Source organism: Carboxylicivirga caseinilyticus (genome assembly GCF_050589785.1).
Lineage (GTDB): Bacteria > Bacteroidota > Bacteroidia > Bacteroidales > Marinilabiliaceae > Carboxylicivirga > Carboxylicivirga caseinilyticus.
This window is the reverse complement of record NZ_JBNGOX010000040.1, coordinates 40,095-56,917: the sequence shown is the minus strand read 5'-3', so window position 1 is coordinate 56,917 and position 16,823 is coordinate 40,095. Positions and strand designations below refer to the sequence as shown.

Here is a 16,823-nt window from a genome sequence, read left to right as displayed (position 1 = left end):
GGAACTGAATTTGCTTCTTTTGCTACAAGTAACGCAAATGCTACAACTTCAGGCACGACTCTTTACGTTAATCATAACGATTTCGTTGAAGGTGCCATATATTATATTACAATTGATCCAGGGTTTATTGTATCTCAAGCGACCAGTGTACCTTTCCAAGGTATCAGTGATGTGAATCAATGGAGATTTACCGCTGTTATATCTGCCCCAGTTTCAACCATTACCCCTACAAATGGAGCAACTCAGGTAAATATTACAGATCCAATCATTGTTGACTTTGACTTACCTGTTCAGAAATTAGATGGAACTGAATTGAATGATTCAAACCTAGCAGATATTATCACTTTTACTCAAGGTGGATTAAGCGTACCATATTCGGCTAAGATAAACACAAATAAAGATCAAATAATCATTACACCAAATGACAATCTTCTTTCTTTCACAAGTTATACGATAGATATCGCAGCCATTGAGAGCATTACGGGTAATATAGAACAAGTTACATCTACAGTTTCGAATTTTACAACTGACAGATTCAGATATTGGACAGGTGCAATCTCTACTGATATAACAGATGATGGCAATTGGAATTCAGCACTTCCTCTTGGCAATTTCAGTGCTATTATACAACAGTCTGCCAGTTTAATGCCTACTATTGATATTGATGCAACATTTAATTCAGTTATTATTGAAGAAGGGGCATCTCTTGAGATCACTAGCATTGGAAGTTTGACAGTAAATAACTTATTAGAGCTTAATTCTTCTAACAATCAAACTGTTGGTAATGGCATATTATTTAATAATGGAACTTTAAATACATCATCTGCAGAAGTTAAAATACATCAAACCATAAGTTCTGAACCATTTGATTATTATATCTCAAGTCCTGTTACAAGTGCAACACCTGAGAACGTTGGGGTAAATGGACAGTCTTTTAAATTTGTACCTAATACCAAATGGGTTCAGATGGGTGTTACAGATCCCTATAATCCCGGAGAAGGATATGTTGTTTGGAGTACATCCGGCACAGAATTAATTTTCTCAGGCACAGTTAACACTAACGAATCATACATTTTTAATTGCTATAGAGAAACTTCTCCATATAACAACTATGGATGGAATCTTCTTGGTAATCCTTACCCATGTGCAATTGATTTAAATTCTCTCGACATCAGTGATAATATGAATTATCACTTTCAATTTAGATTGAACGACACTGGATTACTAGGTATAATAAATGAATCAGGTGATGTTAATTTAAATTCAGATTACCCAACTATTCTGCCAAGCATGCACGCAGTTTGGGTTCAAGTTAATGAGGCTCAAACTCAGGGAAGTGTAATAATTCCAAAATCAGCTCAAAGAAGCTATAATTACACCTATTTAAAATCATCTAAAACACAAGTTCCTTCATTAAAACTGGCAGGGGTAAATAAGGATGGAATTAAGGATGAAACACTTATTGCATTTAATCCGAATGCAACAATTGGATCTGGTAATTACATTTCAGATAAAAAGTTTATGGATTATAACCAATCCATACTGGAACTATATTCTCTGTTAAATGATAAACCTATAGCAATCAACACCATTCCAGAGCAACTAAAAAATCAATCAATTGATCTTGGATACTATGCTCCATCCGCTGGCACTTACAGTATTGATATAGTGAAATTCAATAATATTGAGAATGCAGAAATAGTATTGGAAGATAAAGTGAACTCGTCTGAAACAGTCCTATTAAGTGGCGATACTTACAGTTTTTTCACAGAAAAAGGAACTTATGAAAATCGATTTGTAATACACTTTAATAACACTGCAACGTCAATTTCACAATCGAATGATGAACAAATCAATATTTATAACGACCATAAAAACATTTATATAGAACTTCCAGATTTAATTGATCCAAGCCTTGAAATTTATGATCCTACTGGTAAAATAATATTAAATAATACTCTATATTCTAATACAACAAATAAAATAACAGTTTCAAACAGTGGATTGATCATTGTTAAAATAATTTCTAAAGAAAAAGTCTTTTCTCAAAAACTTTTAATAAAATAACTATCTTTGAACTGTTATTATGAAAAGAAAAAGTAAAAGGACATATTGCAAACCTGAAATGGTAACTTTCGAAATTGACAATGAAATTTCCTTGGTTATGATGACTGATAACAATACTGCTCCAGGAGGTCCAGGTAGAGGGCAAGCTGCTCAAACAGATCAACAACTTGAACAAAACAGTTTTGAATCCAATCCTTTCGAGGAACAATAATAAAAACCCCGCAAAATGCGGGGTTTCCTTTTTCTACTCTTTTTTACTTTTGATTATGCCAATAACATGTACAATCGTATTTAAACCATGATTGATTATTGAATCAGAAATTAATAACCTTAACGAATTTTATCTCATTTTTAATTACTTTTGCGCCCGAAAATAATTGACATTGTGGGAAGATCAAGAAAAAATAAACCATTGCTAAAACAGGTTGAAATAACCGATGTAGCAGCCGAAGGAAAAGCATTATGCCGAATTGAAGACCGCGTGGTTTTTGTACAGAAAGCTATTCCAGGCGATATAGTTGATGTGCAGGTAACTAAAAAACGTAAAAATTACTACGAAGGCTATCCTGTTCATTTTCATAAGTACAGTGAAATAAGAACAGAACCAATCTGTGAACATTTTGGTGTTTGTGGAGGTTGCAAATGGCAGGCTTTACCCTATGAGCACCAGTTAAAATATAAGGAGCGGGAAGTTTTAAACAACCTGCAACGAATTGGCAAAGTTGAGTTGCCGGTATCAATGCCTATTAAAGCATCGGCAAAAACTGATTTTTATCGAAATAAACTGGAATTTACTTTTTCTAATAATCGTTGGTTATCAGCAGAGGAAATGAGTTCGGGTGATGAGAACCTACAGCGCAATGGTGTTGGCTTTCATATCCCAAACATGTTTGATAAGGTAATTGACGTTAACAAATGTCACCTACAGTCAGATCCTTCCAACCAAATTCGTTTGGAGATTAAAAAGTTTGCATTTGAAAACAACCTTACTTTTTTTGATCTTAAGAAACAGGAAGGATTCCTGAGGACATTAATTATCAGAACATCCTCAACCGGAGAGATAATGGTTATTCTTACTCTGTTTCACGAGGATAAAGAAAACCGATTGAAATTATTGGAACACCTCAAAGAAACCTTTCCACAAATCACCTCGTTGCAGTATGTGATCAATTCAAAGGCAAACGATACGATCACAGATCAACAAATTGAATTGTTTTATGGTCGCGATCATATATTTGAAGAAATGGAAGGACTTAAATTTAAGATTGGTCCTAAATCATTTTATCAAACCAATTCAGAACAGGCATATGAATTGTATAAGGTTACGCGCGAATTTGCTGACATTAAAAACAATGAAGTAGTATATGACTTATACACCGGAACAGGAACCATTGCCAATTTTGTAGCCAGACAGGCTAAAAAAGTTGTTGGAGTTGAATATGTTCCAGAGGCCATTGAAGATGCAATAGAGAATTCGAAAATCAATAACATCGAGAACACCAGCTTTTTTGCCGGTGATATGAAAGATGTTTTGAATTATGATTTTTTGACTAAAAATGGTCATCCTGATGTGATGATAGTTGATCCTCCCAGAGCCGGGATGCACGCTGATGTTGTGCAAACCATCTTAAATTCAGCACCCGATCGGATTGTTTACGTTAGCTGTAATTCGGCCACACAGGCAAGAGATATCAATATGCTTGACATGCGATATAAGGTTACAAAAATACAACCGGTAGATATGTTCCCACATACTCATCATGTTGAGAATGTTGTTTTACTTGAAAGAAGATAAAACAAAAGGCGCTAATGGCGCCTTTTTATATTTCAATCTACTTCTACGAGTTCATTAACCTTCCTTTTTTTCACTTTATTTTTTAAATCAGGCATTTTCGTTCTACCGTTTAATTTCAATGTTATTTTATGAATTAATTGAGAAAATAATGGTTGCTTATTAAACCAGTATATGATACGATTGAAGTTACCTGGAATACAAATGACTTTTGAAGAGTTAAGGGCTTTTAACGAACTTAAGACAACATCTTCCTTTGGTGTCCAAAAGAAATCTGGTATATTCTTCATAAATTCTAAATCCCGATTTATAGATTTATGAAAGGAAGTAGGCGTAAAAACCGGACAAAGTGCCTGAATTTTAATATTATAATCCTTCACCTCATATTGTAAAGTCTTCGAAAAATGTACAACTGCTGATTTTGTAGTACTATACATAACACTGCCAGGCACATCAATAAAAACTGAAAAGGAAGCTACATTAATAATATTCCCTTTTACTTTTTGGTTTGCCATAACTGGTATTACAGCTCGACTAAATCTAATAGTACTATGAAGATGAACATTTAGCATATCCATCTGCTTACTCAATGGTACTTCAATAAAATAACCACCAACACCAAAGCCCGCATTATTAATAAGTAAATCGATTCTGTCTAACAAGGTAAGTTCTTTCTCTACCCTCTCAATATCTTTGTTTAAGGATAAGTCTGCTACAATCTTTCGGACAGCAACTCCATATTTGTTTTCAACTGACTCAGCAAGCTTTTTCAGTTTAGCTTCATGCCTTGCAACCAAAACTAAATCGTAACCTTCATCTGCCAATTTGTAGGTAAAAGCTTCACCAATACCGCTTGTTGGTCCGGTAATTACAGCTATAGGTCTGTTTTCTTTCATAATTTGGGGTCTAAGAATAAAATTCTTATCAATGAAAATATAATTTTTCATTGATTATGCACAACCAAACTAAAGACAACTAAAAAGATGAAAAGCTGCTTAGCTAATAATTTATTAAAATGGCATATCTTTGTCGAAGCCAGCACTCATATCCGGGAAGTCTGGTAAATGAGTAGCTCCTCCTCCATCATCCATTTCTGCATTCATTTTTGAAGGCAAGCTATGCGCGGCTGGTTGCTGTCCAAAACCTTCATCATTAAATATATCCTCTTCCACATCCTGAAATCTTGCCAACTCTGATCTAAAGCGAAGGCGAACATCAGCAGTAGGTCCGGCACGATGCTTAGCAATAATAATTTCAGCCATACCAATCAGTGAGTTACCTTGTTCATCCTCAGTGATACGATAATATTCGGGTCGATGAATAAAACACACCATATCTGCATCCTGCTCAATCGCACCCGATTCACGAAGATCGGATAACTGAGGTCGCTTACCTTCATTACCTGCACGTGATTCCACACCACGATTCAACTGTGATAGTGCAATAACAGGTACATCGAGTTCTTTGGCCAACCCTTTTAAAGATCTTGAAATGATACTTACCTCTTCCTGACGGTTACCGGGACTCATCCCACTGGCATTCATCAACTGAAGGTAGTCAATGATGATACACTGAATATTGTGCTGCTTTTTTAGTCTGCGACATTTTGCCCTCAACTCAAAAACGGATAAACCCGCAGTATCATCAACATAAATAGGTGCATCAATTAAATTCTGAATTTTATGATCAAGTTGTTCCCATTCATATGGTGCCAAATTACCCTTCTTAATTTTATCAGCCGATAATTCTGTTTCAGAAACTACCAAACGGTTAACCAATTCCACGTTTGACATCTCCAGTGAAAAAATAGCTACCGGAATTTTATGATTTAATGCCATCTGACGTGTCATGGATAATACAAAAGCAGTTTTACCCATTGCAGGACGAGCGGCAATAATAATCAAAGCTGAGCCCTGCCATCCGGAAGTAATTCTATCGAGAGCTGTGAATCCTGAGGCAACCCCACTTAATCCATCTCCTCTTGAAGCGGCCACTTTAATACGGTCAATGGCTTCCTGTATAACAGGGTTGATCTGAACCGCTTCGCGCTTCATACTACCCTGAGAAAGCATAAAGAAGGTACTTTCAGCCTCTTCCAACAAATCATTTACATCAATAGCGTCATCGTATGCTTTGGTTTGCAAATCGCTTGAAATTTGTATCATCTGACGTTGAAGAAACTTTTGCCAGATGATACGAGCATGAAACTCAATATGAGCTGCTGACGCTACCTTACTCGTTAGTTGGGACACATAAAATGCACCACCAACTTCTTCAAGTTTGCCCAGACGTTTTAATTCCTGAGTAACTGTTAACATATCAACAGGTTGCTCGTGAGCCTCCAAATTCATAATGGCCTGATAAATGAATTGATGAGCTTCTTTATAGAAATGCTCTGGCTTTAAAAGCTCCGAAATTTGCACAAAGGCATCTTTCTCAAGCATAAGAGCTCCTAAAACAGCTTCCTCTAAATCAAGTACCTGAGGAGGTAATTTACCGAGCTCACTGTTCATCAATGCATTCTTATTAAACTGTTGTTTAGCCATTAATTATTTTTAGAGAATTAAAAAGCGGGGAACAAATATACTAATCACATCCGAGAAACTTAAAGCATATCACCAACTATATTGGATTAAAAATGATATCACTTCATTCCCAAACAAATAAATTCGAAACTATTTAAAAATAATGATATTGTTTCAGAATTCATTTATTTTGCCAAAAACAATACAGATGATTCAATTCCCGAATGCTAAAATAAATATCGGTCTTAACGTGGTTGAAAAACGATCGGATGGGTACCACAATCTCGAAACAGTTTTTTATCCAATCCCCTTATGTGATGCTTTGGAGATAATTATCAATAAGAATTTAGAAACTGAATATGAACTCTTTAATTCAGGAATAAAAGTAGATGCTGCCGCTGGAAGTAATATTTGTGTAAAAGCTCTGAATCTGATTAAAAAAGATTATCATATACCACCCATTGAGATTCATTTGCATAAGGCAATACCTTTTGGAGCCGGGTTGGGAGGTGGATCTTCTGATGCTGCATTTATGCTTAATATGCTGAACTCAATGTTTGATTTAGGACTAAGCAAAGAGGAACTTAAAACCAAAGCTTCAGGTCTGGGTGCGGATGTTCCTTTTTTCATCGATAACAAAGAAGCCTTCGCAACAGGTATTGGCGAAATACTTAATCCAATTCAAATAAATCTAAATAAGTATTTTCTTTATTTGATTAAGCCTCCTATACATGTTAGCACGCCTGAAGCATATGCCGGTGTTATACCTGACAAACCAACACGTTCGTTACATAAAGACATTCTGCTTCCAATAGAAGAGTGGAAAACAGTTATAAAAAACGATTTTGAAAAAAGTGTATTCGAAAAACATCCGGAAATTGAAGAAATAAAGAACCTACTATATTCAAAAGGAGCTGTCTACGCTGCAATGTCTGGTAGTGGATCGAGTGTTTTTGGATTATTCAAAGAGGAGCCAACATTCTTGGTAGATCCATCTTATTTTGTTTGGAAAGGAAAACTGAAATAATTCAGTATAGAATTATCAGTTTAAAAATCGATATAAAAAAAGCTGCACAAGGCAGCTTTTTTCTTATTCTTCAATCTCAATCATGAGATGATTCTTTGGTATCCTGTCACCTTCCTTTACATGAATGGCTTTCACCTTTCCATCAAAAGGCATGGCAATCTGATTTCTCATTTTCATTGCTTCAAGAATCATTAATGATTCTCCTTCTTTAACTTCCTGACCCACTTTCACAAACACTTCATTAACTGTTCCGGGTATGTAGGACAAAATGTTATTTGGATTTGGATCTTCGTAAACAATACGGTTTTCGAATTTCTTGGTTAATTTTGTCTTATACTTCATACTAAGTATAGCAAAATCGACCAATCCTTCTATTTTTTGTTTTGCCATAAAACCTCCTGTTAAAATGGTGGAATTCCGTGTTTTTTAGCTGGACGGTGATCGTCTTTATGTGCTGAAACTTCAATAGCATGAAGCAGCAAGTCACGTGTTTCGCTTGGCTCAATTACAGAGTCAATGTAACCTTTAGCTGCAGCAACAAATGGATTCGCAAATTTCTCCTTGTACTCTTCCACTTTCTTAGCTCGCATTACATCTTTATCTTCCGCTTCTTCAATCTCTTTTCTAAAGATAATATTAGCAGCACCTTCTGGTCCCATTACAGCAATCTCAGCTGTTGGCCATGCAAACATAAAGTCAGCACCCAAGTGACGTGAATTCATCGCGATGTAACCACCACCATATGCTTTTCTTAAGATAACTGTTACCTTAGGTACAGTAGCTTCAGAATAAGCATAAAGAACTTTAGCACCATGACGAATCACACCGGCATGCTCCTGGTCAACACCTGGCAAGTATCCTGGCATATCTTCCAAGGTCACAATTGGAATATTAAATGCATCACAGTAACGGATAAAACGAGCAGCTTTATCTGAGCTATCGCAATCCAATACACCAGCTAATACCAATGGTTGGTTAGCAACAAAACCTACTGTTTCACCATTCAAACGACCGAAACCAATTACTATATTGGCAGCCCAAAGCTCCTGAATTTCAAAGAAGTCTGAGTCATCAACAATCGCTTTAATAACATCACGAACATCATAAGGCTGACGTGGATCAGCTGGAATAAGATCTTCGATATTACCTGTAAACTTAGGTGGTTTTGGAGGGAATGTTTTCGCTCTCTTAGTATTACTCCAAGGAATAAAAGTGATAAGCTTCTTAATTTGCTCAAAGCACTCATCTTCACTATTTGAGAAGAAATGCGCATTACCTGTTGTTTCAGCATGTACACGAGCTCCTCCCAAATCTTCCATTGAGATTTTCTCACCCAAAACAGATTCTATTACACTTGGTCCGGTGATAAACATTTTCGAAATGTTATCAACAACAAATACAAAGTCGGTCAATGCTGGTGAATAAACAGCACCTCCGGCACAAGGGCCTAATATAACAGAAATCTGAGGAATCACACCTGAAGACAGGGTATTACGATAGAAAATTTCACCATAACCAGCCAAAGCATTCACACCTTCCTGAATACGGGCACCACCTGAATCGTTGATACCAACACAAGGCACACGCATTTTCAGAGCGTGATCCATAATTTTCGTAATCTTACGGGCATGCATTAATCCTAAAGAACCTCCTTCTACGGTAAAATCCTGGGCATAAATACAGATTGGAGCACCATAAATAGTACCTGTTCCAATAATTACTCCATCTCCATGAAGCTGTTTTTTGTCCATACCAAAGTCACGAGCTTCATGTTCTACAAAAAGATCGTACTCGGTGAAAGAATCTCTATCCAAAAGTGCCAAAATTCGGTTACGAGCAGTTTGTTTTCCTCTCGCCACCTGTTTTTCAATGGCTTTGTCGCCACCACCCTTTTGAACTTGTTCCTTTCTTTTACGAAGGTCAAGGATGTGTTTTTTCAATGACATAATCCAATAATTTGATTTAACCTACTATTAACCAAGACAAACATTACCCTGATCAATAATTTTTCAGGGTGCATAATTACTAATTTTATTTTTTTAACAAAAGGAAAACATTCATTTAAACATATTCCGAATGTTACATATCTTCATTAATCAACTTAACACCAACTATTTTGGTGCTCTGTAATAGAGGTATATTCCGATCATAGCAAACAGAATATTAGGTATCCAAACGGCTAATAAGGGGTTCATATTACCGTTAATGGCAAAGGTGGTTGAAATAGTCATGAACAAAATATACGAAAAACTTAAACCAATGCCAACCCCGATGTGCAATCCCATTCCTCCCCTGACTTTTCGGGAAGCCAATGAAACACCAATAAGGGTAAGTATAAATGCACTAAAAGGTGAAGCTATTCTTCTATACTTTTCAATATAAAACTCTTCCAGGTTTCCTACTCCACGGGCGGTTTGTTCTTCAATATAACTATTTAGTTCAGGATTGGTCATCATCTCAAAATACTTTCTTTCTTCTTTGAAATCTGCCGGTTTCATATTCGGAATTAAAGTATCCAACTCTCTGCCTTTAGAAATGACCTGCTCTATATCGTTTTTAAATTCACGAATCATATACTGACTTAAGTGCCATTTACCAGTAGCAGTATCAAACTTTACAGTTCGTGCTGACAGCTTGGACAATAACTTTTTCTGATCGTATTTCTCCAGATTAAAATAATCTCCTTTCTCCTGATACGAATAATATTTACCTAAGAAAACGAATAAACCAGGTTCAATCTGCATATGAATATTACTCAACCCAACTTCCTTCTTATCTTTAATATAAGTTGCCTCAAATTTTAACCTTGTTCTATTGGCAGGAGGAATAATATATCCACCTAATATGAACGAAAAAATAGCAATGATAGCTGCCCCCATAAAATAAGGAAACATCATTCGCCTAAAACTCACACCACTTGACAATATGGCAATTATCTCAGTCTGATAAGCCATCTTTGATGTAAAAAAGATTACAGCTATAAATACAAAAAGAGGTGTAAATAAGTTGGCAAAATATGGAATGAAGTTTTTATAGTAATCAAATACTATTGCATGTAACGATGGACTTTTATCAATAAAATCATCAACCTTTTCAGTGATATCAAATACAACTGAAATACTAATAATCAATAAAATTGCAAAAAAGAAAGTCCCAAGAAATTTTTTGAGAATATATAGATCCAGTTTCTTCAAAACGTCGGTTTTAGTTTAACAACGCCTCTATTGAGCCTAATACAAAAGAACAAAAAAAATGTGTAATAAAAAGTTAAAAAACAAGCCTCTGACCAAATGTGAATTTACAATCGGGTTGTTACCTTTTTCACCATTATTTCTTTCCAACTTGCAAAATCACCTGCAATTATATGCTTTCGGGCCTCTTTAACCAACCATAAATAAAAGGTAAGATTATGCATACTTCCAATTTGAGCGGCCAGCATTTCTTTCGAAACATATAAATGGCGCAAATAAGCTTTGGTATAGTGATGATCAACGAATGAAGTTCCGTTTGGATCAACTGGTGAAAAATCATCTTTCCACTTCTCGTTTCTCATGTTCAGTATTCCTTCCGATGTAAATAACATACCATTACGGCCATTTCGTGTTGGCATGACACAGTCAAACATATCTACACCTAAAGCAATATTTTCCAGAAGATTGGCAGGCGTACCTACTCCCATTAAATACCTGGGTTTATCTTTGGGCAGAATACCATTTACCAGCTCTACCATTTCGTACATCACCTCAGTTGGCTCACCTACTGCCAATCCTCCAATGGCATTACCTTCACGATTTTGTTCGGCAATAAATTCGGCAGATTGAGTCCTCAGATCACGATGGCCTGCACCCTGTACAATTGGGAAAAAAGTTTGTGAATGTCCATAGTAAGGTTCTGTAGAATCGAAACGATCAATACCTCTTTTTAACCAACGATGAGTCAACTCCATTGATTGCTTGGCATATTTATAATCTGAATCTCCAGGAGGACATTCATCTAAAGCCATAATAATATCTGCGCCAATAGTACGTTGAATATCTACAACATTTTCAGGAGTAAATAAATGTTTCGATCCATCCAGATGCGACCTGAACACAGCTCCTTCTTCTGTTAGTTTTCGGTTGTCGCTCAACGAAAACACCTGATAGCCTCCACTATCAGTTAAAATTGGTTTATTCCAACCATTAAATTTATGTAGTCCTCCTGCAGCACGTAAAACATCCAACCCTGGACGCAGATACAAATGATAGGTATTACCCAGGATTATCTGAGCCTGAACATCCTCATGTAAATCACGAAAATGAACGCCTTTAACCGAACCAACTGTTCCAACAGGCATAAAAATAGGTGTTTCTATCTCACCATGATCTGTCGTTATTTTACCGGCTCTTGCACTGGATTTTGGATCAGTATGCTGCAACTCAAATTTCATATCTTACTATTTTACAAACAAATAACCTGAAATCATTTCTCAAGTTACTACTTTATTCAAAAAAGGGCTGCAAATATACGAAACTCAACAAGAGACTAGTTGATAAACAGGCATTTTTTATAATCATTTAAATATTTCGGCTAAAAAATAAATCTCTTGCGTCGAAGATTGTAAAAAATTATTGCAAATTTGAAGAAACAATACAGGACGGTGAATATAAATTTTGAGATTATTTTTATAAGCTTGCTTGGCTTAAGTTGGGTAATACAGATATTTTATTATCTATGGTTTATGTTAAAAGTGGCATTTGTAAAACCATCTGTTACTTCTTCTCATAAACCTGCACTTTCAGTAATCATTTGTGCAAAAAATGAAGCCCGCAATCTAAAACAATTTCTTCCTCTAATTCTTAAACAGGATTACCCTGAATTTGAAGTTGTAGTGGTTAATGATGCTTCCAGCGATGATTCTGATATGATTTTGGCAGAATTAAAGAAAGACTATAAAAACCTTTATTATACAACCATACCAGAGAACAAACAGTTTTATCAAGGCAAGAAACTAGCCCTGACTTTAGGTGTAAAAGCTGCTAAAAATGAACATCTGGTATTTACGGATGCAGATTGCTACCCTGAATCAGATCAATGGCTGAAGGAGTTAAGTAGTGAGTTTACCGATTCAAAAGAGATTGTAATTGGATATGGACGGTTTGAAAAGAAAAAGTCACTCTTCAACCTTTTCCTTCGCTACGAAACATTTTTCAATACCGCACAATACATGGGATTTGCTCTTCGCAAAAAACCATTTATGGCAGTTGGAAGAAATCTGGCCTATAAAAAGTCTCTCTTTCAGAAATCAAATGTTTTCAGACAATATTTAAATATTGCATCGGGTGATGACGATTTATTTATAAAAGAGTGTGCTACCGAAAGTAACACATCGGTTGCTATATCGCGCTACAGTCAAACAATCTCAGTACCGCCAGCTGATTTTGGCGAATGGATAACACGAAAATCAAGACATTTAACCACATCAAAACACTATAAATTTAAAATCAAATGGTGGCTTACCCTTGAGCCTTTAAGCAGGCAAATATTTTGGGTGCTAGGTATTTGTTCACTTTTTTTTCATATTTTTGTACCTGTCAGTCTGGGGTTAATTTTGTCAAGAATTATTGTTCAATATATAGTTCTGGCTAAGGCTGGCAAGGCATTAAGTGAGGAAAAACTATTTATCTCAAGTTTGTTATTTGATGCGGTTATCCCATTAATTATAGGAAGTGTGTGGCTTCAAAACATTTTTAGTGCAAACAAGAAGAAATGGAAATAAATCCTAATCTATCGGACAAGGCAAAATATGATTTAGAATTGGTAGATAGCGCAGTAAAAGGCAATCAAAAAGCTTTTGCTGAGTTGATGGGACGATATAGAGATGCCATCTATTTCATGCTTTTAAAAATGGTCAATAATAAAAGTGATGCCGAAGACCTGACCATTGAAGCATTTGGTAAAGCCTTTAAAAATATTCATCAGTACTCACCAAATTACGCCTTTAGTACCTGGCTGTTTAAAATTGCATCCAATAATTGCATTGATTTTCTTAGAAAAAAGAGAAATAATCTGGTTTCAATTGATGGTGGAATAACCGAGGACAAAGAAAACGACCAACCTATTCATTTAAAAGATGAAACTCCTGACCCGGAAGAAAATCTTATTAAAGAACAGAAAAAGGTTCTGATGCGTACGGTTGTGAAAAAACTTAAACCTCGTTATCGCATCTTAATTGAATTAAGGTATTTCAAAGAGTTTTCGTACGAAGAAATTGCAGAAGAGCTTGATTTACCACTTGGAACAGTTAAAGCACAACTTTTCAGAGCTCGTGAATTACTGTTTAACACCTTAAAAAATTCGGATATTAAATTAGGCTAATACCATTCAGAAAATAATGGAGTTGATAGATAAGTACTTTCCTCTTTTAGATAAAGAAAAGAGGGAAAAGATAGGGTTATTGGGTAAAATTTATGAAGAATGGAATACTAAGATCAATGTTATTTCCCGTAAAGACATGGATCACTTTTACGAAAGGCACGTATTACACTCATTAGCAATTGCACAGTTTATTCAATTCACCGATGGCACCCGTATTTTAGATGTAGGAACAGGTGGAGGTTTCCCGGGAATTCCTTTAGCTATTATGTTTCCCGAATGCCAGTTTCAACTGATTGATTCAATAGGAAAAAAGATTAAGGTTGTTGCTGCGGTTGCTGAAGAATTGGGATTAAAAAATGTAAATGCCCAACAAGTGCGTGTTGAGAATCATCCAGATCAATATGATTTCATCATTAGCCGGGCTGTAACAGCTTTTCCAGCATTTGTAAATCTCTGTAGAAACAAAATATTACCTAATAATAAAAATGCAATTACCAATGGAATTATCTATCTTAAAGGAGGTGATTTCGATCAGGAGTTAAATGAATTTAAAAAACGGGTTTCGGTAACTCCCTTAAGTAATTATTTTGAAGAAGAATTTTTTGAAACCAAGAAAATCATTCATCTTTCGATGTAATTCTAAAAAAAGAGTTAAATCATTGAGATAAAATTCCTGATTTTCTTTTGGAAGATAAAAAATTCAATTATTTTTGCAGTCCGAAAAACGAAGATAAAGGCATAAAGTCGTATAGATAAAAATACAAAACGATGAAAAGGACATTTCAACCCTCTAACAGAAAGAGACGTAACAAGCACGGATTCCGTGAGAGAATGGCAACAGCTAATGGTCGTAAAGTATTAGCTTCAAGAAGAGCTAAAGGAAGAAAGAAATTAACTGTTTCCAGCGAGAGAAGACACAAAGCTTAATTGAGCTGAAAGCATACTTCAAAATATTTAAAAGTAAAGAATCCTGTTTTGGATTCTTTACTTTTTTTATGCCCTTTGGTTTACACAACGTTTGATTACATTTTTTGTATTACTTTTGAACATCGGTTACCGATAATAAACACATCCTTTCACACCAAAGGCTGTGGATGTTCAATAAAAACCAGTGAATAAATGCCATTTCTAAAATTTCTTATCAGCAAAGTATTTCTTAAAAACCTTGGTATTGCAATTGGTGTAATAGCCCTTTTGCTGATTGGTACATTTATTAGCCTTAATATTTATACACATCACGGCGTAACACAACCAGTGCCTGATTGCACAGGACTTACCCAGGAACAATTTGAGCAATTACTGGAAGAGAAAGATTTTCGATTTAACATAATCGATTCTGTTCACATCACAGGATTTACGCCGGGAGCAGTTGTTGAACAATTGCCTAAAGCCGGCACTGAAGTTAAAAAGAACAGAACCATCCACTTTACTATTAATGCCTACTCAGCAGAAAAAGTTCAGGTTCCTAACTTAACCAGTTATTCATTGCGAAGCGCTAAAGCTATTCTAGAATCATATGGACTTAAAACCGGTGAACTAATTTATATACCAAGTGAGTATACCAACGAAGTGTTGGGGCAACATTATAAAGGAAAACCGATTGAACCCGGAACCTCAATTGAAAAGGGATCTGTAATTGACCTTTTGCTTGGACAAGGCTTGAGTGATAAAAAAACAAACATTCCTGATCTGACAGGCTTGGCAGCCGACGAAGCCCGCCATTTATTGGTTTCTGTTTCGCTAAATTTAGGCTCAACCATTTTCGATAGTACAGTGGTAACACCCGACGATTCGCTGTTTGCATTCATTTGGAAACAAAAACCAATATCAGAAGACGGATCACGTATTCCATTGGGATCTTCTATTGATGTGTGGCTGAGTACAGATTCATCAAAAATCTTACCTGATACTTTATCAACCGATAGTCTTTTAATTGAAAGTATTAAAATTGATCCACCTGTTATTGAAAAACCTGCAGGTGATAACATTGAGGAGTTTTAGATTATGGCTGAGGAGATTCAGAACGAATTTGAAGAATTTGAAGAGAGTAACGAATTATTCGAACATTATCGCTTTGTTGCTGACCCAGGTCAGAAACCTCTGCGCATTGACAAGTTTTTGGTTAATCGAATAGAAAATGCATCGAGAAATAAAATACAGGAAGCTGCTGCTGCAGGTAATATTAGAGTAAATGACAATCCCGTAAAGGCTAACTACAAGATAAAGGCTAACGAGGTTATTACCATCGTAATGTCGTATCCTCCGCGTGAAATCGAAATCATACCTGAGAACATTCCACTGGATATCATTTATGAAGACGATGACCTGATTGTTCTTAATAAAAAGCCTGGAATGGTTGTTCATCCGGGACACGGAAACTATACCGGAACCATGGTTAATGCGTTAGCTTATCACTTGAAAGATTTGCCTCTTTTTAATTCGCAGGACCCTCGCCCCGGCTTGGTTCACCGTATTGATAAAGATACATCTGGTCTTTTGGTAATTGCCAAAACAGAACATGCTAAGAATTTTCTGGCTCGTCAGTTCTTCGAAAAAACATCTAAAAGAACTTATCGTGCCATTGTTTGGGGGCAACCCAAAGAAGATGAAGGAACAATCGTTGGTAATATTGGCAGAAGTCTGAAGGACAGAAAACAGATGGCTGTTTTTGAGGATGGAGAAAGAGGTAAGCCGGCAGTAACACATTATACAGTTCTGGAACGTTTGGGGTATGTAACACTGGTTGAATGTCGTTTAGAAACCGGAAGAACTCACCAGATAAGGGTTCATATGAAGCACATTGGTCATCCACTTTTTAATGATGAGCGATATGGAGGGGATCAGATATTAAAGGGGACCACTTTTACCAAATACAAGCAATTTGTACAAAACTGTTTTAACATCCTGCCCCGGCAGGCACTTCATGCTAAAACACTAGGTTTTGTGCATCCAACAACAAAAGAATTTATGTCGTTCGACTCTGAGCTACCTGATGACATGGTTCAGGCCATCGAAAAATGGAGAGACTACACTGCCGGACGCGATCTTGATTAAG

16 protein-coding genes are annotated in these 16,823 nt (G+C 36.0%); 10 read left to right on the top strand and 6 right to left on the bottom strand.

Annotated elements, in window-relative coordinates; translation table 11 throughout:
* From ACRD62_RS17665 to rlmD, 3 genes are all read left to right on the top strand, one after another.
* The coding region (locus tag ACRD62_RS17665; protein WP_430821435.1) for a DUF8693 domain-containing protein at positions 1-2,067 on the top strand (2,067 nt) is incomplete at its 5' end.
* Positions 2,068-2,086: 19 nt separating this feature from the next.
* Positions 2,087-2,278 carry a hypothetical protein gene (locus ACRD62_RS17660; RefSeq protein WP_430821433.1) on the top strand — a complete coding sequence of 64 codons (192 nt, stop codon included), beginning with the start codon at positions 2,087-2,089 and terminating at the stop codon, positions 2,276-2,278.
* Between the two features lie 174 nt (positions 2,279-2,452).
* Positions 2,453-3,862 carry a 23S rRNA (uracil(1939)-C(5))-methyltransferase RlmD gene (rlmD, locus tag ACRD62_RS17655; RefSeq protein WP_430821432.1) on the top strand — a complete coding sequence of 470 codons (1,410 nt, stop codon included), beginning with the start codon at positions 2,453-2,455 and terminating at the stop codon, positions 3,860-3,862.
* Positions 3,863-3,894: 32 nt separating this feature from the next.
* Here the strand turns inward: rlmD and ACRD62_RS17650 are convergent, their stop codons facing one another.
* Positions 3,895-4,755: an SDR family NAD(P)-dependent oxidoreductase gene (locus ACRD62_RS17650; protein WP_430821431.1), complete on the bottom strand. Its 861-nt coding sequence runs from the start codon at positions 4,753-4,755 to the stop codon at positions 3,895-3,897.
* 114 nt (positions 4,756-4,869) lie between these two features.
* Positions 4,870-6,405 carry a replicative DNA helicase gene (gene dnaB, locus ACRD62_RS17645; RefSeq protein WP_430821430.1) on the bottom strand — a complete coding sequence of 512 codons (1,536 nt, stop codon included), beginning with the start codon at positions 6,403-6,405 and terminating at the stop codon, positions 4,870-4,872.
* Between the two features lie 187 nt (positions 6,406-6,592).
* On the opposite strand from dnaB, the gene ispE reads away from it, so the two are divergent.
* On the top strand, positions 6,593-7,411 hold the full coding sequence (gene ispE / locus ACRD62_RS17640; protein ID WP_430821429.1) for a 4-(cytidine 5'-diphospho)-2-C-methyl-D-erythritol kinase: 819 nt from the start codon (positions 6,593-6,595) through the stop codon (positions 7,409-7,411).
* A 63-nt stretch (positions 7,412-7,474) separates the two neighbouring features.
* On the opposite strand, the gene ACRD62_RS17635 is transcribed toward ispE, so the two are convergent.
* From ACRD62_RS17635 to tgt, 4 genes are all read right to left on the bottom strand, one after another.
* A complete protein-coding gene (locus tag ACRD62_RS17635) occupies positions 7,475-7,801 on the bottom strand; it encodes a biotin/lipoyl-containing protein (protein ID WP_430821428.1) in 327 nt (108 codons plus the stop codon).
* Positions 7,802-7,812: 11 nt separating this feature from the next.
* Positions 7,813-9,357, bottom strand: a complete 1,545-nt coding sequence (locus ACRD62_RS17630) for an acyl-CoA carboxylase subunit beta (RefSeq protein WP_430821427.1) — start codon at positions 9,355-9,357, stop codon at positions 7,813-7,815.
* 165 nt (positions 9,358-9,522) lie between these two features.
* Positions 9,523-10,605, bottom strand: coding sequence for an LptF/LptG family permease (locus tag ACRD62_RS17625; protein ID WP_430821425.1), 1,083 nt, complete (start codon positions 10,603-10,605; stop codon positions 9,523-9,525).
* A gap of 104 nt (positions 10,606-10,709) precedes the next feature.
* Positions 10,710-11,840 (bottom strand): tRNA guanosine(34) transglycosylase Tgt, encoded by a 1,131-nt coding sequence (gene tgt, locus ACRD62_RS17620; RefSeq protein WP_430821424.1) that lies wholly within the window; start codon positions 11,838-11,840, stop codon positions 10,710-10,712.
* A gap of 210 nt (positions 11,841-12,050) precedes the next feature.
* On the opposite strand from tgt, the gene ACRD62_RS17615 reads away from it, so the two are divergent.
* The 6 genes from ACRD62_RS17615 to ACRD62_RS17590 all read left to right on the top strand — a co-directional run bounded on the left by ACRD62_RS17615 (position 12,051) and on the right by ACRD62_RS17590 (position 16,822).
* Positions 12,051-13,169 carry a glycosyltransferase gene (locus tag ACRD62_RS17615; protein ID WP_489672250.1) on the top strand — a complete coding sequence of 373 codons (1,119 nt, stop codon included), beginning with the start codon at positions 12,051-12,053 and terminating at the stop codon, positions 13,167-13,169.
* Positions 13,160-13,768, top strand: coding sequence for an RNA polymerase sigma factor (locus tag ACRD62_RS17610; protein ID WP_321408835.1), 609 nt, complete (start codon positions 13,160-13,162; stop codon positions 13,766-13,768). The genes ACRD62_RS17615 and ACRD62_RS17610 overlap by 10 nt, the downstream gene beginning before the upstream one ends.
* 16 nt (positions 13,769-13,784) lie before the next feature.
* Positions 13,785-14,405, top strand: coding sequence for a 16S rRNA (guanine(527)-N(7))-methyltransferase RsmG (gene rsmG, locus ACRD62_RS17605; RefSeq protein ID WP_430821422.1), 621 nt, complete (start codon positions 13,785-13,787; stop codon positions 14,403-14,405).
* A gap of 131 nt (positions 14,406-14,536) precedes the next feature.
* Entirely contained in the window at positions 14,537-14,695 is a 159-nt protein-coding gene (rpmH, locus tag ACRD62_RS17600) for a 50S ribosomal protein L34 (RefSeq protein WP_321408830.1), read from the top strand.
* A 192-nt stretch (positions 14,696-14,887) separates the two neighbouring features.
* The gene (locus ACRD62_RS17595) at positions 14,888-15,769 is read left to right on the top strand and encodes a PASTA domain-containing protein (RefSeq protein ID WP_430821421.1); all 882 of its coding nucleotides are present in this window, start codon (positions 14,888-14,890) and stop codon (positions 15,767-15,769) included.
* Between the two features lie 3 nt (positions 15,770-15,772).
* The gene (locus tag ACRD62_RS17590; protein ID WP_430821419.1) at positions 15,773-16,822 is read left to right on the top strand and encodes an RluA family pseudouridine synthase; all 1,050 of its coding nucleotides are present in this window, start codon (positions 15,773-15,775) and stop codon (positions 16,820-16,822) included.
* The last annotated feature ends 1 nt before the right edge of the window (position 16,823 follow it).